Below are 17,993 nucleotides of genomic sequence, written 5' to 3'. Positions count from 1 at the left end.
ACGCAATAGATTGGTCATACTTTGTTCATATTCCTCCATTATTGTTTTATTAGGAGCTGCTGACAGCAGCATTTCAACAGAATAGGAGCCAAAGGTATGAACTTTATCAAACGAGCAGGATTAAGCGTCAAAGCAAGGAAAGGAAAGTCGCTATTGCAGCTGATCGTCTTTACGGTCATTTGCGTCTTTGTATTATCCGGCCTGTCGATTCAGACAGCCGCCGAAAAATCGGCAGATCTTGCGAGGCAGTCCCTCGGCGGAGAAGTAACACTGCAGATGGATGTTGAAAGTATGATGGAACGCCAGAGTTCTGAACAAAGCGGTTCGGAGAATGGCGGACGTGTAAGGTTTGCCTCCGAACCGATTCCAGCGGATTCCGCTTCTGCGCTTGCTGAGATGTCTCAAGTAAAAGGCTACAATTTGCTGTCGTCTTCCACGGCAACTGCTGATGACTTTGAGCCGATTGAAAATGAATCAACCGAGTCGGTTGTCCGCCAAACGGATGAAGACGCATCAGAAATGCCTGAAGGTGGAATGGGAGGTGGCGGCGGTGGTTTTGCAGACGCTGACGTAACACTGCAAGGTGTGCTTTATACAGATGCCGCTTCTGCTTTCCTAAACGAAGAAGCCGTACTGACAGAAGGGCGCCATTTAACAGAAGCGGATGCCGGACAATCGGTTGCGGTCATTGAAGCGACATTAGCTGAGGAAAACGATTTAACAGTCGGTGATGCGATTACCATTTCATCCACCGGGGATGAAGTTGTGACAAAAGAACTTGAAATTGTCGGGATTTACGAAACGTCATCAACCGGTGATGCACAAGGCATGAATTTCGCCGCTATGAACCCTTATAACCAAATTTACGTCCCCTATACACTTGCCAGTACATATAAAGGCGAAACAAACGAAGGCATGGTCGATAGTGCCATTTACTACTTGAACGATCCGGAAGAAATCGATTCGTTCATTGAAGAAGCAAAAGCAACAAGCGATCTGGACTTTGAAGTTTTTAAATTGGATGCCAACGATGCGGCCTATCAGCAAATGATTGGACCGATTGAAAACGTCGCTTCGTTCTCGAAAAATATCGTTTACCTGGTGACAATCGCCGGTGCCATCATTTTAGGCTTAATCGTTATGCTGTCTATCCGTGAACGCAAATATGAGATGGGCGTCCTGCTCGCACTCGGTGAGCGCAAAACAAAGTTGATCAGCCAGTTTGTTGTTGAAATCGTGATTGTCGCTGTTCTTGCACTCGGCATCTCTGCTGTCGCCGGCAACGCCGTTGCCAATCAGTTCGGAGAACAGTTATTGTCACAGGAAGTTGCCCAAAGTGCCGAAAGCGCGGTGAATCCGCAATCATTTGGCGGCGGCCCCGGAGGCATGCGCGGCGGAATGCCAGGCGCCCAATCTGCTGAACAAAGCGTCGAAGCGATCGATGAATTAGCAGTTGATGTATCCGCCCAGGATCTTGGCTGGCTGGCCGGCATCGGCTTATTGATTGCCGTTCTTTCCGCGCTCTTGCCTTCACTGTCGATTTTGCGCATGCAGCCGAAGAACATCTTATCCAAACAAGACTAAACCAAGAGGAGAAACGATTATGGACGCATTGCTTGAATTCAAAAGCGTATCGTATTGGTATAACCAAAACAACAGCAAACAGCAGATTTTGAACAAGATTAGCGCTCAATTTAATAAAGGGGCATTCTATACGATTACCGGCCCTTCAGGTTCCGGAAAAACGACATTCTTGGCGCTGGCGAGCGCACTCGATAAACCGAGGGAAGGTGCTGTTTTATACGAGGGTAAGGACATACAAGCCATCGGCATGACCCGCTTCCGGAACAAATACGTATCGATTGTTTTTCAGTCCTATAATCTGCTGCCCTATATGACCGCTTTGCAGAACGTGGTGACCGCCATGGAAATTACCGGTTCCAAACAAACGGATAAAAAACAATATGCGCTCGGCATGCTTGAGAAAGTCGGGATTTCGCCTGAACAGGCAAAACAGAAAGTGTTGACGCTCAGCGGCGGCCAACAGCAGCGGGTGTCAATCGCCCGCGCCCTGTCATGCGAGTCGGACTTGATTGCTGCAGATGAGCCGACCGGCAACTTGGACGAAGATACCGCTAAGGAAATCGTCGACCTGCTGCGGGATTTAGCTCACAATGAAAACAAATGCATCATCGTTGTGACCCATGACCAAGGCATTGCCCGTTCATCGGATGTAACGGTTCAGTTATCCAAAGGTTCGATTAAGGTTATCAAGCGTGAACAAGAACGAGAACTTGCGGCACAAACTTAAAAGCAATAGGCATAAAAGGAAGCTGGCCATATGACGGGCCAGCTTCCTTTTTACGTTCCTTTTTGCTATTCTTCGTGTTTCATGCGCTCCCGCATGCCGCCTGATACACCCGTACCCGTTTGCATCGGTTCATGCAGGCTGCCGGAAGTCGGCGGTGCCGGAGGTGCACTTTGAATAATCTTTTTAACGTATTTGGCATTGAACGTTTCTGTTGCACCTGGCGCCAAATGGCTGGATATAGCAGCACTTTTCGCTTTGGCGCCGGTATCGACGCTTTCTTTCGGATTGTCGATCAAATCGATGATGGCATCAATGACAATTTCCGGGTCGTCCATCGGCTTCAGTTCAGCAGCATGGCCGGTATAGTTTCCGGTATGTTCAAACCACGGTGTGTCCGTTGCCCAAGGATGCACCGTACAAACATGGATTTTATCATAGCCTTCCAGTTCAATTTCCTGATGAAGAGCTGCGCTAAGCCCTGTCACTGCAAACTTTGTTGTGCTGTAAGGCGTATAGTAAGGATAGGGGATTTTGCCTGAAACCGATCCTACATTAATAAGCGTTCCTGTTTTTTGCTCTTTGAAATGCCGCAGTGCATAATGGCTGCCATAGATGGTGCCGATGACGTTGATCTGGACAGCACGGGTAATGTCTTTTGTCGGAACCTCTGTAAAAGGCCCAATAACACCAACCGCCGCATTGTTAATCCAAACATCAATTGATCCAAAAGCGGCTATTGCCGATTCAAATAGATGTTTGACCTCTTCTTCCTTGCTGACATCTGTTGTCACCGCCAATGCGTTTGGCCCAATTTCTATTGCCAATTCTTCAATCAACTCAGTTCGGCGCGCCGCGAGCACTACGTTCGCCCCTTCTGCCCCGAGCTTTAGTGCGACACCTTTTCCGATTCCACTAGATGCACCGGTGATGACAACGGTCAGTCCCGCATGCGAATGTTTGTTGGCCATCGTAAATTCCTCCGCTTCTTTAGTCTGGTTATCGCTTAATCGGCAGTTTTTTTCCGTTCCAAACGCTCTCGCAAGTCACCCGATACACCCGTGCCTTCCGGATGCGATTCGTGCAAACTGCCTGAAGTTGCCGGGGCAGGAGGCGCATCCATCAGCATTTTATGCAGTGCTTTGCCAGTGGATTTATCGGTTGCACCAGGTGCAATATTGCCGATAAAGGCTGTTCCGGTCACTTTAGCTCCGATTTCCACTTGCTCCTGCGGCTTATCGATCAATCCAATAATGGCATCAATGACTTTTTGTGGGTCATCGGCAGGACCTACGAGAATTTCATGTCCGCTGTAATTGCCGGCATGGGCTGTCCACGGTGTGTCGGTCACCCATGGATCTACAACACAAACATGGATATCCTCAAAGTCATCCACTTCCATCTCCTGATACAAGCCTTTGCTGAGCCCTGAGACCGCCGCTTTGGTGCCGGTATAAACTGCACCAAAAGGCACCGCAGCTTGGCTGGCGAAAGAAGCGATATTAATGAGCGTACCGGATTTTTGCTTTTTAAAATGCTGAAGCGCATAATGTGTGCCGTAAATGGTGCCGAGCATATTGATCTCCACCGTACGGACCAAATCCGCTAGAGGAGTTTCCGTAAAAGAGCCGTAAGTGCCGACGCCCGCATTGTTGATCCAGACATCAATTTTGCCGAAGGTGGATACAGCAGTTTCACATAAATTCGCAATGTCTTCTTCCTGGCTGATATCTGTAGTCACCGCAATTACATTCGGTCCATAAGCTTGCGCGATTTCTTCAATAACATCCGTGCGGCGTGCCGCCAGCACCACATTCGCCCCTTGCGCTGCCAGCTGCTGTGCGGTGCCTCTCCCGATGCCGCTTGATGTCCCGGTAATAACCACCGTCAATCCTTGCCGATTTGTATTATCCCGCATCTTGCTTTCCTCCTGTCTGTTATCTCTTATGCTTCTTCCTGGCCTTTCAATTTCCGCTTCAGCTTTTCACGCAAATCGCCTGAGACTTCCGTGCCGCCTGGTTGAGGAATGTGCAAACTCCCTGACGTAGCGTCAGCTGCCGGTGCAGATTGCAGCATCGCCATCAAAGAAGCGCCGTTTAGTTTTCCTACGAGACCCGGCATTAATTTATAGGAAGCCAGCGTCCCTTTTACTTTGAAGCCGATGTCGATGCTTTCTTGAGGCTTGTCAATCAGTCCGATAACTGCTCCAATGACTGTTTCCGGATTGTCTACAGGACCAAATCGCAGATCATGGCCGCTGTAGTTGCCGGTATGTTCCGTCCAAGGCGTATCGGTCACCCACGGATGGACGACGCATACATGGATGTTGTCCCGGCCTTCCAGTTTCATTTCCTGATAAAGCCCTTCGCTGAGTGACGTGATGGCCGCTTTTGTTCCGGTATAAATTGCCCCGTACGGCAGCGGCACTTTACTGACGAATGACGACATATTGATGAGCGTGCCGCGGCCTTGCTCTTTAAAATGGTTCAGTGCATAATGGCTGCCATACATTGTACCGAGTATATTGATTTCCACAAGACGAACCAGATCTTCAAGGGGCACTTTGGTAAACGAGCCGATGATGCCAAGAGCCGCATTGTTGATCCAGACATCGATTTTTCCGAAGTGCGATATAGCGGTTTCATACAAGTTCGCAATATCTTCTTCCTTGCTGATGTCAGTCGTAACCGCCACCGCATTCGGACCGCATTCCCGAGCTAACTCTTCAATCAGGCCAGTGCGCCTTGCGGCAAGCACCACATTCGCCCCTTCCGCTGACAGCTGCTTCACTATTCCCTTGCCAAAACCGCTTGATGCCCCGGTGACAACAACCGTCAGCCCCGAACGCGGCATCTTATTGGACATGCTACCAACTCCTAATTATGGAGATAAAGTTTTTGCTGATTTATACGTACCCTTTTGGGCATAAGAAAAACGCCTTTGCCAATCTCATAAAATGACATTCGAAAGACGTTCCGTTTTCCGGCTTTATTCATTTGTCAGCCACCACAATATGCACCGCTTCAACTGGTCCGTGCACACCAATGACGATGTCCATTTCAATATCAGCACTATTGCTCGGTCCTGAAATGAAATTGATGCACGTTGAAATATCTTTTCCTTCCGCTGCCGCCTGGTGCACCATTTGCGTTGCTTGAGTCATTCGCGGCACAAGGGTGGATTGGGGAACGATCGCAATATAAGTTACAGGCAGCAAACTGACTGACCGGGCGATGTCTTTATCGTTGAATTGAACGATCGTCCCCGATTCCGCCAGACTGATATCGCTGAAAATCACACCGATATTCGCTTGTTTTGCGATTTCGATATTCCTTTTTCCCAAGCCGGCATCCCAGACATGGGTTTTGGAATCTGCTAATAAGGATTCAAGACCATATTCGGCAAACCGCCGGTCTTTAGTTGTGACAACTAATCCACCACCATACTTTTCAATAGCCTCCTTGACGGTTGCAGCGAGGTTCGCGCGTTCTGTTTGGATTACAAGGGCTGATTTGGCCATGCTGCTTTTGCGGAAAGTTCCCAGCAGATCATCTGCTCCATCGTTTTTAAAAACTTCCCATTGAGGCTGATGTTTCCACTTCGGAAGCACCACGGCCTCAGTTCGTTCGCGTCCGAGTTTACTGGCGATTCTATTTAAAAACGCATCTTTATTGTGGACAATCCCTTCAGCCATTCAAGACTCCCCTTCCTGTTTGTGGCTTTTAAACCAGCTCCTAAAATTGTTTTTCTCAGGAACAGGAAATTCCCGTACAGCTGTCCATAATTTCATCGGACCTGGTCCAGAAGAAATGCCATCATCTTTAACCAAAGGTTTCATTATGGCCGGCAACCCTTTTACTGCCCCTTGAAAAAGAGACGGGGTACTGGCACCGATGCCAAATGCCTTCATTGCCAGCTTTTCGCTCATCTTCCCTTTTTGGGCAACATAGTTTTCCCGGTGCCGGATCAATTGCTCATGAAGCGGAATCCGGACAGGGCAAGCTTCTGAACAAGCGGCGCAAAGACTCGAAGCAAACGGAAGCTCGCCGTATTCATCGTAGCCGCCAAGAATCGGAGACAAGACAGCTCCAATTGGCCCTTGATAAATCGAACCGTACGCATGTCCGCCGATGTGCCGGTAAACTGGACATACATTTACGCAAGCGGCACAGCGTATGCAATGAAGAGCTGATTGAAATTCCGTTCCTAGAGCATTGGAGCGTCCTGCATCCAAAATAACAAGGTGGAATTCTTTCGGGGCATCGACACTGTTTTCCTCTAGTTGGGGAGTTAAATTGGTTACATAAGTGGTTATTTTTTGGCCAACAGCACTTCTGCTCAGCAGATTCACCATGACATCAAGCTCTTCCCAAGTTGGGACAAGACGTTCCATTCCCATGACGCTGATTTGGGTATCAGGATAAGTTGTCACCATATTTGCATTGCCTTCATTTGTCACAAGTGAAATGGTCCCCGATTCTGCCACAGCAAAATTGCATCCCGTGATTCCAATGTCCGCTTCTAAAAACACTTCGCGCAATTGGCTTCGCGCAAATGCCGTCAATTCACGCGGTTCCTCCGTTCCTGTGTAGCCCGCTTTGTCCCGAAACGTATCGCGAATCTGTTCTTTATTTTTATGAAGCGAAGGGACGACGATATGGGAAGGCCGGTCATGATCGTCTATTTGCAAGATGTATTCAGCAAGATCTGTTTCGAATACTTGGCAGCCGATTTCTTCCAATGCTTCGTTCAAACCAATTTCTTCTGTCACCATCGATTTAGCTTTCGTTACTTTTTTCGCATTCTTTTTCTTGGCCACTTCCTGAATATAGCGGGTAGCGTCTTCTGCTGTATCGGCGAAATATACATGGCCGCCTTTTCGGGAAAAGTTTTCGCTCAACTGATTCAAGTAATAATCGAGATTTTCAAGAGTGTGGCGGCGAATTTCTTCTCCTGCACTGCGCCACTCTTCCCAATCCCCAATTTGCTCGTCTCTTACTGTGGCATCCAGTTTTCTGCCGCGCAGCCGATCTTGCGCGGAAGCCATGGCTGTGCGCATGAAAGTTTTTTCCAGTGCATCGTCAACTCGGCCGAAAAACGGTTTCTCCCCGATTTTCATGGGCATGGTTATTTCCTCCCCTCGACTCGCGTATTTAAAATTTGCGCGATGTGTTTTACTTCAATGGGCTTGCCTTTTCGGTCGATCCTTCCTTTGATGTTCATAAGGCAACCATTGTCCGCTGCGATTAGGAGCGTCGCTGCTGATGCTTCCACATGCCGAATTTTCTCATCTACCATCTGTTCCGAAATCGGCGCCATCTTTACGGCGAAGGTCCCTCCAAACCCACAACAGTCATAACTGTTTTCAAGCGGCAAGAGTTCGAGCCCTTTAACGTTTTTCAATAGCCTAAAAGGGGCGTCTGTCTCTTTCAGTAAGCGAATCATATGACAGGAAGTGTGATAAGTGGCGCTTGCCGGGTAAACTGCTCCAACATCTTCAATATGCAGTACATTTACGATAAACTGGGTGAACTCATACGTTTTGTTTGCCAGAGCTTCAGCCCGCTTTCGCCATTCCGGCTCTTCCTTGAATAATTCAGGATATTCTTTGAACATTGCTGCACAAGAGCCAGAAGGTGTCACGATGAACTCCGAATGCTCGAAGCTCCTGATCATCTGCCTGGCAGCTTTTTGGGCATCTTTCCGGTAACCGCTATTGTACGCAGGCTGGCCACAGCAAATTTGTCCCCTTGGAAAATCGACATCACATCCGAGCCGTTCTAAAACTTCTACGACATCCTTAGCAACGTCCTGATAAAACATCTCTGCGAGACAAGTGATAAACAAAGAGACTTTCATTTCCATCCACTCTTCCATCGTGTATTTTCCAGCTAAGCATCAGATCTAAGCAACGGGCCATTCGCAGCCTACTCTGCAATTTCGCCTGTTATGAAATAATCAATTCTTTGCAATGCTTCTTGCTCGCCTTTGCCTTTGGTTGTAATGATAATTTCAGATCCTTTGCCGATTGCCAAAGACATGACGCCCATAATGGATTTCAAGTTGACTGTTTTGGAGTTGTACTTCAAGGAAATATCTGCATCAAACTGTGAAGCCAGATTAACCAATTGCGCAGCAGGACGAGCTTGAATTCCGGTGTCGGAAATCACTCTATATGTTTTCTCCGCCATAATGGCATCCCCCTCTTTTAGAGTTCTTTTTTCACTCGCTTTTAACAAATGTTCTTTCAGAAAAAAAAAAACAGCCCCTTCTTACCCCCAATGATGCATTATTGGCTGAATTACGGCTACAGGATAATCACGGAAATCTTTCAGCTGATTTTCACTCGTTTTTGAGTCCGTTACGATAAAATCAACTGATTGCATGGAAGCAACCCATGAAAGAGCCTGCAAACCGAACTTCGTATGATCCGCCAATAAATAAACTTCGTCCGCAATTTCGCTCATCTTTTTTTTCACCAATGCCTGCATTTCACTGGAATCGCTAATCCCCCTTACCGGGTGAACTCCTTGGCATGATATGAACGCTTTGTTGACATGGTAGCAGTCCAAAGCGTTGGTTGTTTGCGGGCCGACAAATGATAACGATTTTCGCACTAGCGTACCGCCGATGGAAATCACTGTGATTTTTTCCCTAGTTGCCAGCTCCATCGCTACTTTCAATGAGTTCGTCACTACAGTCAATGGCATATCCGGGAGAATTTTCGCCATGTACCAAGCCGTCGTACTGGCATCCAAAATAATGCGGTCATTGTTGGAGACGTGCTTTATGGCTTCTTTTGCCACTGCCATTTTCTCCTGGACGTTTCGTATTTCCCGTTCGCTGTAGGAAGATTCCAAGTCATTTTCTTTAATGCTTACAGCTCCGCCGTGGCTGCGCTTCAATTTCCCTTCTGTTTCAAGCTTTTCTAAATCGCGTCGGATAGTTTCTTCGGTCACCTTAAAGATACGGCTGAGTTCGGAAACCCGGCTGCTGCCCCTTTCGTTGACAAGTGACGCCATTTTTTTATGACGCTCCGCTACAAGCATTCCTCTTCCTCCTAACTGCACTTCGTGCCATATTTGTCCTTACATCTCAGGCTCTCTCCAAGGCATCCAGCATGGCACCCTCAGATCTTTTAGCGAGCACGGTTTCTTCGTATTGCACGACTTCATCAAGCCAGTGTTCTTTTACCGGCACATTTTGCGCTTCACAGTAATAATTCCAAATGGCGCCAAATGGATAGGTTTTAAATTCTTCGATTAGCGCAAGTCTTTTTGTGAAATCCCCTTGCTCCTGAAGCGCTTTTAAATGTCCATTAGGCAATAGCATCCCATAGAGCAGCGCTTTGATCATATTGCGAGTGCCGATGGTCCAAGCGGCCACCCGGTTGATGCTGGCATCAAAAAAGTCCAAGCCGATCATCACTTGACCCAACGCGTCATTGCGGACGATCTCCAAAGCGATTTCTTTCAATTCATCGTCAAACGTTACAACATGATCACTGTCCCACCTCACCGGCCTTGAGACATGGAGGGCCAGCCGGTCATTGAACAGCAGCATAGCTGAAATTTTGTTGGAAACCATTTCCGTAGGATGATAATGCCCCGTATCGAGCAAGCATAATTTATTATTTTTTAAAGCGTAGCTCAAGTAGAATTCGTGCGATCCCACCACAAACGACTCCGAACCGATGCCGAACAATTTGCTTTCCACCGCATCTATATTAAGCCGCTCGTCTATTTCAACCGCAAAAATTTCATCAAGCGACTCTTTCAGCCGTTTCCTTGGGGTCAGCCGGTCACTCGGGGTGTCCTTAAAACCATCTGGGATCCAGATATTCGTTAAGCAAGGAGTTCCTAATTCTTTGCCAAAATATTCGCCTATCTTCCGGCTGGCGATGCAATGATTGATCCAGAATTTTCGGATTTCCGGATCGGGATGGGACAACGTCAAGCCGTCTGCCGCTTTTTGATGCGAAAATAAAGTGGGGTTAAAATCGAGGCCCAACCCCAATCCTTTTGCCCATGCCACCCATTTCTCAAAATGCTTTGGTTCCAAACGATCCCTTTCCACCACTTCTCCGTCCGTTTCAGCATAGATTGCATGCAAATTCACGCGGTGCTTCCCGGGAATAAGGGAAAGCGCTTTCTCCAAATCCTGTCTCAATTCTTTAGGGGTCGTCGCTTTTCCTGGGTAGTTGCCCGTCACATCAATGCCGCCGGAGAGCGCTTCTTTGTTTATCTCAAACCCGCCAATATCGTCCCCTTGCCAACAGTGGACAGATATCGGGACGTTTTTCAGTTTCCCAAAAATGCTCTCTACGTCAATTCCCCATTGTTCATATTCTTTTTTGGCTTCTTCAAACTGACTTTTCACACTCATACAACCCCTCCTTGTTTTTCACTTATTGAATTCATATATTTTTTTACTTCGAAAGACTGCTGGACAATGTATCGGGCTTCCTTAATGTCTGTTATCTCCTCTAACGCAATCAATTGTGCTACAAGGTTTCCGATGGCTGAAGCCTCAACCGGTCCGGCATATACCTCTTTTTTTGTTGTTTCCGCAATCAACTGATTTAATAATTCGTTCTTGGAACCGCCACCGATAACATTGATTGATTTGAATTCTTTTTCAAAGATGTCTTCGATTTCAAACACTGCCTTTTGGTAACTGTTTGCCAGGCTTGTAAAGATGCACTTGGCAATTTCTCCCGGGCTTTCCGGTGCCTTTTGGCCGGTTTCCATGCAGCAAGCCTGTATTTCCGCCACCATATTATCCGGTTTTAAAAAGCGGGAGTCGTCTACATCCACAATTGCCGCTGTTTCGCTTGCCGCACTTGCCAACTCTGCCAATTCAGCAAACGAATAGCGGTTTTCATAATTTCTCCGGACTTCCTGAATCATCCATAATCCCATAATGTTTTTCAAGAACCGGAATTGATAGTCCATTCCGCCTTCATTCGTAAAGTTGTAATCCAAAGCTTTCGTGACACAGATCGGAAAGTAATTTTCTACACCGATCAGCGACCATGTGCCTGAACTGATATAGATGGTGTCTTCCAATTGCGGAACCGCCAGGACAGCTGACCCCGTATCGTGGGTGGCTGGCAGAATAACATCCATCCCAAACCCAAATTCCGCTGCCAATTCTTCCTTTATAGGGCCTATAACCGATTTAGGTGCAAGGATTTCCTGGAACATGTCCATGCTGAACCCTAACGTTTGGATAATGTCTTTATCCCAATTTCTTGTAAACGCGTTAATCAACTGGGTTGATGTCGCATTGGTGTATTCATTTGTTTTTTTGCCGGTCAATAAAAAGTGCAAATAATCTGGAATCATCAAGAAAGCCGCCGCTTTTTCGAATATTTCAGGCTGCTGTTTTTTCAAAGCATACAATTGATAAATGGTATTAAATTTTTGAAATTGAATGCCTGTTTCCAAGTACAGCCGTTCTTTCATGAAAATTTCAGTGACTTCTTCCATGATCCCATCTGTCCTGGGATCCCGGTAAGCGACTGCATCGGTAAGCAGCTGGTCGTTTTTATCAAGCAAAACAAAATCCACTGCCCATGTATCGATGCCGATGCTTGCCGGAACTATTCCCAAGCTGCCGCATTTTTTTATCCCGGTTTTTATCTCCTCGAACAAGACTTCGATGTTCCAGCAGAAATGGCCGTTTTTTTCAATGATTTCATTTGCAAACCGATGGATTTCCTGGAGTTCCAGACGTCCTTTTTCCAAGCTCCCGAGAACTAGCCGGCCACTGGATGCACCGATATCTACAGCAAGGCTATATTTTTTCATGACAGACCTCCAAAAGCTAACCTATTTTTAGCGGGTAAAGGCAGCCGGCACTCCGCCGTCTACGGTAATCATGCAGCCGGTCGTTTTTTCCGCCTTGGATGAAGATAAAAATAAAATGGATTCCGCAATATCTTTCGGATAAATGTTTACCAGCAATGTCGTCCGCTTGCGGTAATGCTCTTCCAGCTGATCAGGTTCAATGCCGTACGCCGCCGCCCGTTCTTCACGCCATCTCGAACCCCAAATCGCAGAGCCCTGCAAAACTGCGTCAGGCAAAACCGAATTGACACGGATTCCAAATTCCCCTCCTTCAGCCGCAATGCATCTGGCCAAATGCGCTTCCAAAGCTTTGACTGAACTGTAAGCGGAGGCGTTCTTGCCCGCATAAATGGAGTTTTTCGACCCGATAAAGACCATGCTGCCGCCGATCGCTTGATCTTTCATTTGCTTGAAAGCTTCCCGGGCAACCAGAAAATAGCCGGTTCCAAGAACGTTCATATTCAAATTCCATTCTTTTAACGTCGTTTCATCAAATGGGCTTGAGGTTGCAAGGCCGGCATTATTGACAATGATGTCCACGCCACCGTACGCCAATGCAGTTTGTTGAAAAGCCGCCTGTATTTGTTCTTCACTGGTGACATCCATCTTCAAAGCAATGGCACGGCCCTCTCCGAATTCCTCCGTAAGCTCCCCGGCAATTTTTTCAGCGCCTTCAAGATTCAGGTCCGCCAAGACAACGTGTGCCCCTTGGGCGGCAAATTGGCGGCACGTTTCGCTGCCGATACCCCCGGCTCCGCCAGTTACAAAAGCCACCTTGCGGGAAAACTCCGCTTCTGCAGGGGCAAGAGACAATTTATAAAGCTCCAGCGGCCAATATTCAATGTTATACGACTCGTTCTCATTCAAGGAGACGAAATTGCCAAGCGCCGTCGAGCCTTTCATAACCGCTATCGCCCGATGGTAAAGCTGTCCGCTGACATTTGCCATGGCACTATTTTTTCCGGTGTTCACCATACCGATTCCAGGAATTAGTATTACACGCGGAGCTGGTTCGAACATCACATCGCCTTTGTTTTGGTTGCGCTCGAAATACGCTTTGTATTCATCTTTAAATTTTGCGATGCCGGCAGAAACCGCCTTGATCAATTGTTCAGCATCTTTTGTAGCCGGATCCCACTCGACAAACAGTGGTTTCATCTTTGTATGGACCAAGTGATCCGGACAGGCCGCCCCGATTTGCGATAATGCAGCGGCGTCCTGGCTGTTGACGAATTCCAATACATCATGCCCGTTGTCGTATGTCAGGAGCATTTTCTTTTCTTCGCTCACAGAACCCCGGATAAACGGCATCACCCGGGCTAGAATGCGCTTTTGTTCTTCTGCCGGCAAAGACTCGCATTTCCTGCCGCCAAAAGTTTTGCTTTTGTCGATGCGCGCCTGGATAAAGCTTTCGGCTTCATTGATTACGGAAATAGTTTTATCGTAGCTTTCTTTAGCCGTCTCTCCCCATACGACCAAGCCGTGCTTTTCCATCAGCACGAGGTCAGCAGCAGGGTTGTTCCGGACGCCTTCTGCAATCATTTTGGAAAGTGTAAAACCTGGCCGGACATATGGCACCCAGACAAATCGATCCCCGAAAATCTCTCTTGCCAGCTCCTTGCCGTTATCTGAACAGCAGAGGCTTATAATGGCATCCGGATGTGTGTGGTCGACATGCTTGAAGGGCAAAAATGCGTGGAGCAAAGTTTCGATCGAAGCGCGCGGATGTTTGCTGTCAATCATGCAATGCGACAAATACTCCACCATCTCTTCATCCGACATTTCCTCCCGCTCCATCAGCGGACGGATATCTTCCAGGTTCAAGCCCGTGAAGTTTTCAGCTTTCATAGTAGCAAGATCCGAACCGCTCCCCTTGACCCACATCACTTCAATATCTCTGCCCCGAAAGTCTTTTTCGATTGTTTTCATGGATGTATTGCCGCCGCCCCAATTGCAGACGGAACGGTCAGATCCGATCAAGTTCGACCGGTAGACAAGTTCACTAAGTCCAACAGCTAAATTATTGGCTTTTTCTTCGCTCCATAGTTTCTGTACCATAAGTACCTCCTGTGCAGTTGATTTTGACAGCTTCCTAAACTGCAGTTTTTAGTTGCTTTCATTAGTTTGATGCTTGCGTCTTTTAGAAGCTGTAAAAGTTGCCTTCTTGAAAAAGTAAGGCACCTTTATTTTAGATAAAACACTTCTTTCAACGGCTTGATCGGTTCCGCCTCTTTGAAATCGAACGATCCTTTGACCATAGTCGAAGTGATGGCATTCCATTTATTGCAGGCTTCACTTTCCGCTATATAAGCAAATGCCTGCTCAACATCGTCGCATTCAAAGCAATAAAAAAACTGCGGGCCGTTTTGGAAGATGGAATAATTCCGGATTCCTGCTTTGGCATGTTCATCGAGCACTTCGCGCCATGGGTCTTCATGGAGTTTTACATAGTCATCCAAAAATTCTTCTTTTATCACCCAAGTCCAGGCGAACTTATTGCTTTTTTCCATCTTGCTCCCCCCATCAATAAAGAGCCCTGATTTCCCCCCTATAACAAAAGGATATTGATGGGAAACAGCTGCTTCCCATCAATATCTTCTTCATGCAGGGCCGGCCCTTTGTTCTGTCAGTAAACTTCTTTCCACTCGGCAATATTTTCTTTGTCAAAACGGAATGGTTCGCCCAACATGACTTGTGTTCCTTCACCGTCTTCAACAATTTCTTTTTCACCGAGGCGTCCTGCTTCAAAAGTTTCACCAAGTTTCCCAGTAATATCGCCTTCCACTAAAGCGACAGCAGTCATGCCAGCCCCGTAGCCAACGTCAATCGGATTCCACAGGAACATTGCCGGGGAAACACCGTTTTCAATGTAAGTCGCCATTTCACTTGGAAGCCCTAAGCCTGTCAAAGCGATTTTCCCTTGCAGCCCTTTGTCCGTTAGAACCTTCCCAGCAGCCGCGATCCCTACAGTAGTAGGCGATACAATGGCTTTTAAATCCGGATATTGCAGCAATAAAGCTTCTGCTTCAGATGTGCTCTTATCACGCAAATCATCGCCATAAGCAACTTTTACAAGTTCAACTTTGTCATATTCCGGTTTTTCAAGTTCTTTTTCCATCCATTCGATCCAGAGGTTTTGGTTGGAAGCTTGAGATGTAGCACTCAAGACTGCAATTTGGCCCTCCCCATTGATCATTTCAGAAACTGCCTGAATCTGCGTGCGGCCGATAAGTTCCGGATCTGCTTGGTTTACGTGCACCAACCGGCTTTGCGGGTTTACTGCAGCATCAGCTGAAAGAACTTTGATGCCTGCGTCCATCGCTTTCTGTAAAACTGGTTGAAGGGCGTCTATGTCGTTTCCTGTGATTAAAATAGAATCCACTTTTTGAGTGATCAGCTGTTCAACAATTTGAATCTGGCCTTCTGCTGTCGGCTGCTCAGGAGCACGGAGAATAACTTCGCCGCCAGCTTCTTTGATGGCTTCCTCAAAACCTTCCATCATTTTTTCCCCATATGGATTTCCAGTGTTTTTAAATACCATGGCGTACGTTTTGGCTCCATCTCCGCCCGAATCGCCTGCTGCTGCGTTTTGTTCAGGCGCCGCTTCCTGGCTTCCGCACGCTGTGAGCATTGTTGCAGCCAAACCGATCATTGCCCATTTCGATAGAAATTTTTTCATCTTTTTCCGCCCCTTTAGTTTGTTTTTTATAATTACGCAGCAAGCCTGGAGTGGCCTACTGCCAGTAACCTATTCCAGCTGTTTTCGTCTGAACCGTTTGAACTTCTGGCTGACATTCAGTTTTGGTATCCCGACAGCCGCGAGCAACAAGAGCCCTGTGATGACAAGCATGGTTTGAGAAGGAATATTGATCAGCCCCAATCCGTACTGAAGGTAACCGAGAATGAAAACCGCAATGATAGCGCCAATCATCCTGCCTTTGCCCCCTGCTGTACTGATGCCTCCTAAAGCGACCATCGCAATAACGTCCAGCTCATACATTGTTGCCACGTTTGGCCGCGTACTGCCCATTCGCGAAGTCAGGAAGATGGCTGTAATGGCAGCCATTACACCGGCTAATGTAAAAACGATGATTTTCACTTTGTCGATTTGGACCCCGGAGAACCGGCTGGCTGTCGTGTTGTTTCCCATTGCAAAAATTTGTCTTCCGAAAGTCGTCTTATGGAGCAATAGGGTAAATACAACCGCAAGTACCGAGAAAACAATCAAGATAAACGGCATGCCGCCGACATTCCCCCATCCGAAAAAGCTGAACCATGCCGGGAAGTTTCCGGATGCCTGATCTTCTAAAATGATGTAGGCGATGCCCCGGTACAGAATCATGGTTCCGAGCGTTACAATAACCGCCGACAGCTCTTTGAATTTCACAATCAGCAGGCCATTGACCAATCCGCATAGAGCCCCAACCAGCAAACACGCTCCAAGCGCTGCGCCCATCGGGAGGCTGAAATCATTGTAAAGCGTCGCCATAATGACAGAAGATAAAGCGACTGTAGAACCGACTGAAATATCAATATCCCTAAGAATCATGATCATGACCATCGGGAAAACGACAAACGCCTTATCCAGGAAAATCATTGTAGCGTCCCGCAATCCCGCTCCGTTTAAGAAGAAAGGAGAAAGATTGGTATTGATAACCAGGACCAGAAAGAAAACTAAAATCAATAACCATTCCCACTGGAGAAAAAATTTCTTCCATGAAAACTCTTGTTTATCCTTGAGTGTCCGTTGCACATATTCATTTTGGCCGATCGCTTTCTGCGTCATGGTCATATCTTCCTCCTTAGCAGGTTGTTCCTGTCTACTCCTCTTTTAACTAGGGTGTTAATAATGACAGCTATTAAAATGATTGAACCTTGTATCGCCATCTGCCAGAAAGGCGATACATTCATAAGTGGAAGCGCATTGTTCAGGATTCCTAATAAAAACGCCCCTAAGATGACTCCTGAAATTTTCCCCGAACCTCCGGCAATGCTTACTCCGCCAAGAATACAGGCTGCAATGACAGTCAACTCATAGCCTGATGCAGTATCTCCTTGTGCAGATGCAAACTTTGATACCCACAAAACCCCGGACAAGCCAGACAAACCACCCATAATTGAATACACAATCAATAAAATTTTTGTTTGATTGATGCCACTCACTTTCGCCGATTCGGGGTTGCTGCCGACAGCGTAAATCTGCCTTCCCGTCCTTGTGTGGTTAATAAAATAGAATGCCGCGATATAAATGATTATGGCGATAAAAACCAATGTGTTGATGCCGATAATCTTGCTGGTTGCGATGGAAACGAAACTCGTCGGCATTTGGTAAGAGCTGATCCATTGCCCGTCGCTCACCGTGTAATTCAGGCCCCTGAAAATGTTCATCATCGCCAGCGTCGCTATAATAGGAAGAATGCCGATCTTCGCCACCAAAAAACCGATCACCACACCGCATGCAACCCCGATCGCCGTCCCCATCAAAATTGCCAGGATGGGGTTCAAACCGCTGTAGACACTGACCGTTTGTGCTACGATCATCCCCGATAAAGCAAGAGTAGAACCGATTGACAGGTCAATTCCTCTTGTGATCAATACCAGCATCATGCCCAGTGCAAGGATACTGAGAATTGCAGTGTTGGTTATCATGTCCGTCAAGTTGCCGATCGTTAAGAAGCTGGCATTTTTTGTTTGGACGACGACGCAAAGCAGGACGATAAAAGCCAATAAGCCCAGTTCGCGAAACTTTGAAACCGCCGCCAGTTTGGAAGTTTTCTTCTCCACAGGAAGTTCTGCAGAATTATCTATTACAGATTCAGCCATACGATTCACCT

General features: G+C 47.1%; 17 protein-coding genes. 2 read left to right on the top strand and 15 right to left on the bottom strand.

Annotated elements, in window-relative coordinates; translation table 11 throughout:
* Positions 1 to 96 precede the first annotated feature (96 nt).
* Both FQV28_RS15080 and FQV28_RS15075 read left to right on the top strand, forming a co-directional pair.
* Positions 97 to 1,584 (top strand): ABC transporter permease, encoded by a 1,488-nt coding sequence (locus FQV28_RS15080; protein WP_146497324.1) that lies wholly within the window; start codon positions 97 to 99, stop codon positions 1,582 to 1,584.
* Between the two features lie 19 nt (positions 1,585 to 1,603).
* Positions 1,604 to 2,311: an ABC transporter ATP-binding protein gene (locus tag FQV28_RS15075; protein WP_146497323.1), complete on the top strand. Its 708-nt coding sequence runs from the start codon at positions 1,604 to 1,606 to the stop codon at positions 2,309 to 2,311.
* A 65-nt stretch (positions 2,312 to 2,376) separates the two neighbouring features.
* Here the strand turns inward: FQV28_RS15075 and FQV28_RS15070 are convergent, their stop codons facing one another.
* The 15 genes from FQV28_RS15070 to FQV28_RS15000 all read right to left on the bottom strand — a co-directional run bounded on the left by FQV28_RS15070 (position 2,377) and on the right by FQV28_RS15000 (position 17,982).
* Positions 2,377 to 3,279 carry an SDR family NAD(P)-dependent oxidoreductase gene (locus tag FQV28_RS15070; RefSeq protein ID WP_146497322.1) on the bottom strand — a complete coding sequence of 301 codons (903 nt, stop codon included), beginning with the start codon at positions 3,277 to 3,279 and terminating at the stop codon, positions 2,377 to 2,379.
* Between the two features lie 35 nt (positions 3,280 to 3,314).
* Positions 3,315 to 4,226, bottom strand: a complete 912-nt coding sequence (locus FQV28_RS15065; RefSeq protein WP_146497321.1) for an SDR family NAD(P)-dependent oxidoreductase — start codon at positions 4,224 to 4,226, stop codon at positions 3,315 to 3,317.
* A 26-nt stretch (positions 4,227 to 4,252) separates the two neighbouring features.
* Positions 4,253 to 5,173 carry an SDR family NAD(P)-dependent oxidoreductase gene (locus FQV28_RS15060; RefSeq protein ID WP_146497320.1) on the bottom strand — a complete coding sequence of 307 codons (921 nt, stop codon included), beginning with the start codon at positions 5,171 to 5,173 and terminating at the stop codon, positions 4,253 to 4,255.
* A gap of 127 nt (positions 5,174 to 5,300) precedes the next feature.
* Positions 5,301 to 6,002, bottom strand: coding sequence for a LutC/YkgG family protein (locus FQV28_RS15055; protein WP_146497319.1), 702 nt, complete (start codon positions 6,000 to 6,002; stop codon positions 5,301 to 5,303).
* Positions 6,003 to 7,433, bottom strand: a complete 1,431-nt coding sequence (locus FQV28_RS15050; protein ID WP_146497318.1) for a LutB/LldF family L-lactate oxidation iron-sulfur protein — start codon at positions 7,431 to 7,433, stop codon at positions 6,003 to 6,005.
* 2 nt (positions 7,434 to 7,435) lie between these two features.
* Complete coding sequence (locus FQV28_RS15045) at positions 7,436 to 8,167, bottom strand: (Fe-S)-binding protein (RefSeq protein ID WP_146497355.1); 732 nt, start codon at positions 8,165 to 8,167, stop codon at positions 7,436 to 7,438.
* A gap of 68 nt (positions 8,168 to 8,235) precedes the next feature.
* Positions 8,236 to 8,499 carry a phosphocarrier protein HPr gene (locus FQV28_RS15040; protein ID WP_146497317.1) on the bottom strand — a complete coding sequence of 88 codons (264 nt, stop codon included), beginning with the start codon at positions 8,497 to 8,499 and terminating at the stop codon, positions 8,236 to 8,238.
* 81 nt (positions 8,500 to 8,580) lie between these two features.
* Positions 8,581 to 9,357, bottom strand: a complete 777-nt coding sequence (locus tag FQV28_RS15035) for a DeoR/GlpR family DNA-binding transcription regulator (protein ID WP_146497316.1) — start codon at positions 9,355 to 9,357, stop codon at positions 8,581 to 8,583.
* A gap of 46 nt (positions 9,358 to 9,403) precedes the next feature.
* Positions 9,404 to 10,693 (bottom strand): L-rhamnose isomerase, encoded by a 1,290-nt coding sequence (gene rhaA, locus FQV28_RS15030; RefSeq protein ID WP_146497315.1) that lies wholly within the window; start codon positions 10,691 to 10,693, stop codon positions 9,404 to 9,406.
* The gene (rhaB, locus tag FQV28_RS15025; protein WP_146497314.1) at positions 10,690 to 12,120 is read right to left on the bottom strand and encodes a rhamnulokinase; all 1,431 of its coding nucleotides are present in this window, start codon (positions 12,118 to 12,120) and stop codon (positions 10,690 to 10,692) included. Before rhaB ends, rhaA begins: the two co-directional genes overlap by 4 nt.
* A gap of 27 nt (positions 12,121 to 12,147) precedes the next feature.
* A complete protein-coding gene (locus FQV28_RS15020; RefSeq protein WP_146497313.1) occupies positions 12,148 to 14,217 on the bottom strand; it encodes a bifunctional aldolase/short-chain dehydrogenase in 2,070 nt (689 codons plus the stop codon).
* 125 nt (positions 14,218 to 14,342) lie between these two features.
* Positions 14,343 to 14,669: an L-rhamnose mutarotase gene (locus FQV28_RS15015; protein ID WP_146497312.1), complete on the bottom strand. Its 327-nt coding sequence runs from the start codon at positions 14,667 to 14,669 to the stop codon at positions 14,343 to 14,345.
* A 116-nt stretch (positions 14,670 to 14,785) separates the two neighbouring features.
* The gene (rhaS, locus tag FQV28_RS15010) at positions 14,786 to 15,838 is read right to left on the bottom strand and encodes a rhamnose ABC transporter substrate-binding protein (RefSeq protein WP_146497311.1); all 1,053 of its coding nucleotides are present in this window, start codon (positions 15,836 to 15,838) and stop codon (positions 14,786 to 14,788) included.
* Between the two features lie 69 nt (positions 15,839 to 15,907).
* Positions 15,908 to 16,951 carry an ABC transporter permease gene (locus tag FQV28_RS15005; protein WP_255472969.1) on the bottom strand — a complete coding sequence of 348 codons (1,044 nt, stop codon included), beginning with the start codon at positions 16,949 to 16,951 and terminating at the stop codon, positions 15,908 to 15,910.
* Positions 16,948 to 17,982: an ABC transporter permease gene (locus FQV28_RS15000; RefSeq protein WP_146497310.1), complete on the bottom strand. Its 1,035-nt coding sequence runs from the start codon at positions 17,980 to 17,982 to the stop codon at positions 16,948 to 16,950. Before FQV28_RS15000 ends, FQV28_RS15005 begins: the two co-directional genes overlap by 4 nt.
* Between the last annotated feature and the right edge of the window lie 11 nt (positions 17,983 to 17,993).

The organism is Planomicrobium sp. CPCC 101079 (genome assembly GCF_007859275.1).
Taxonomy (GTDB): domain Bacteria; phylum Bacillota; class Bacilli; order Bacillales_A; family Planococcaceae; genus Planococcus.
Note: the sequence above shows the minus strand (reverse complement) of the source record. Positions and strands in the feature narration are given on the sequence as shown.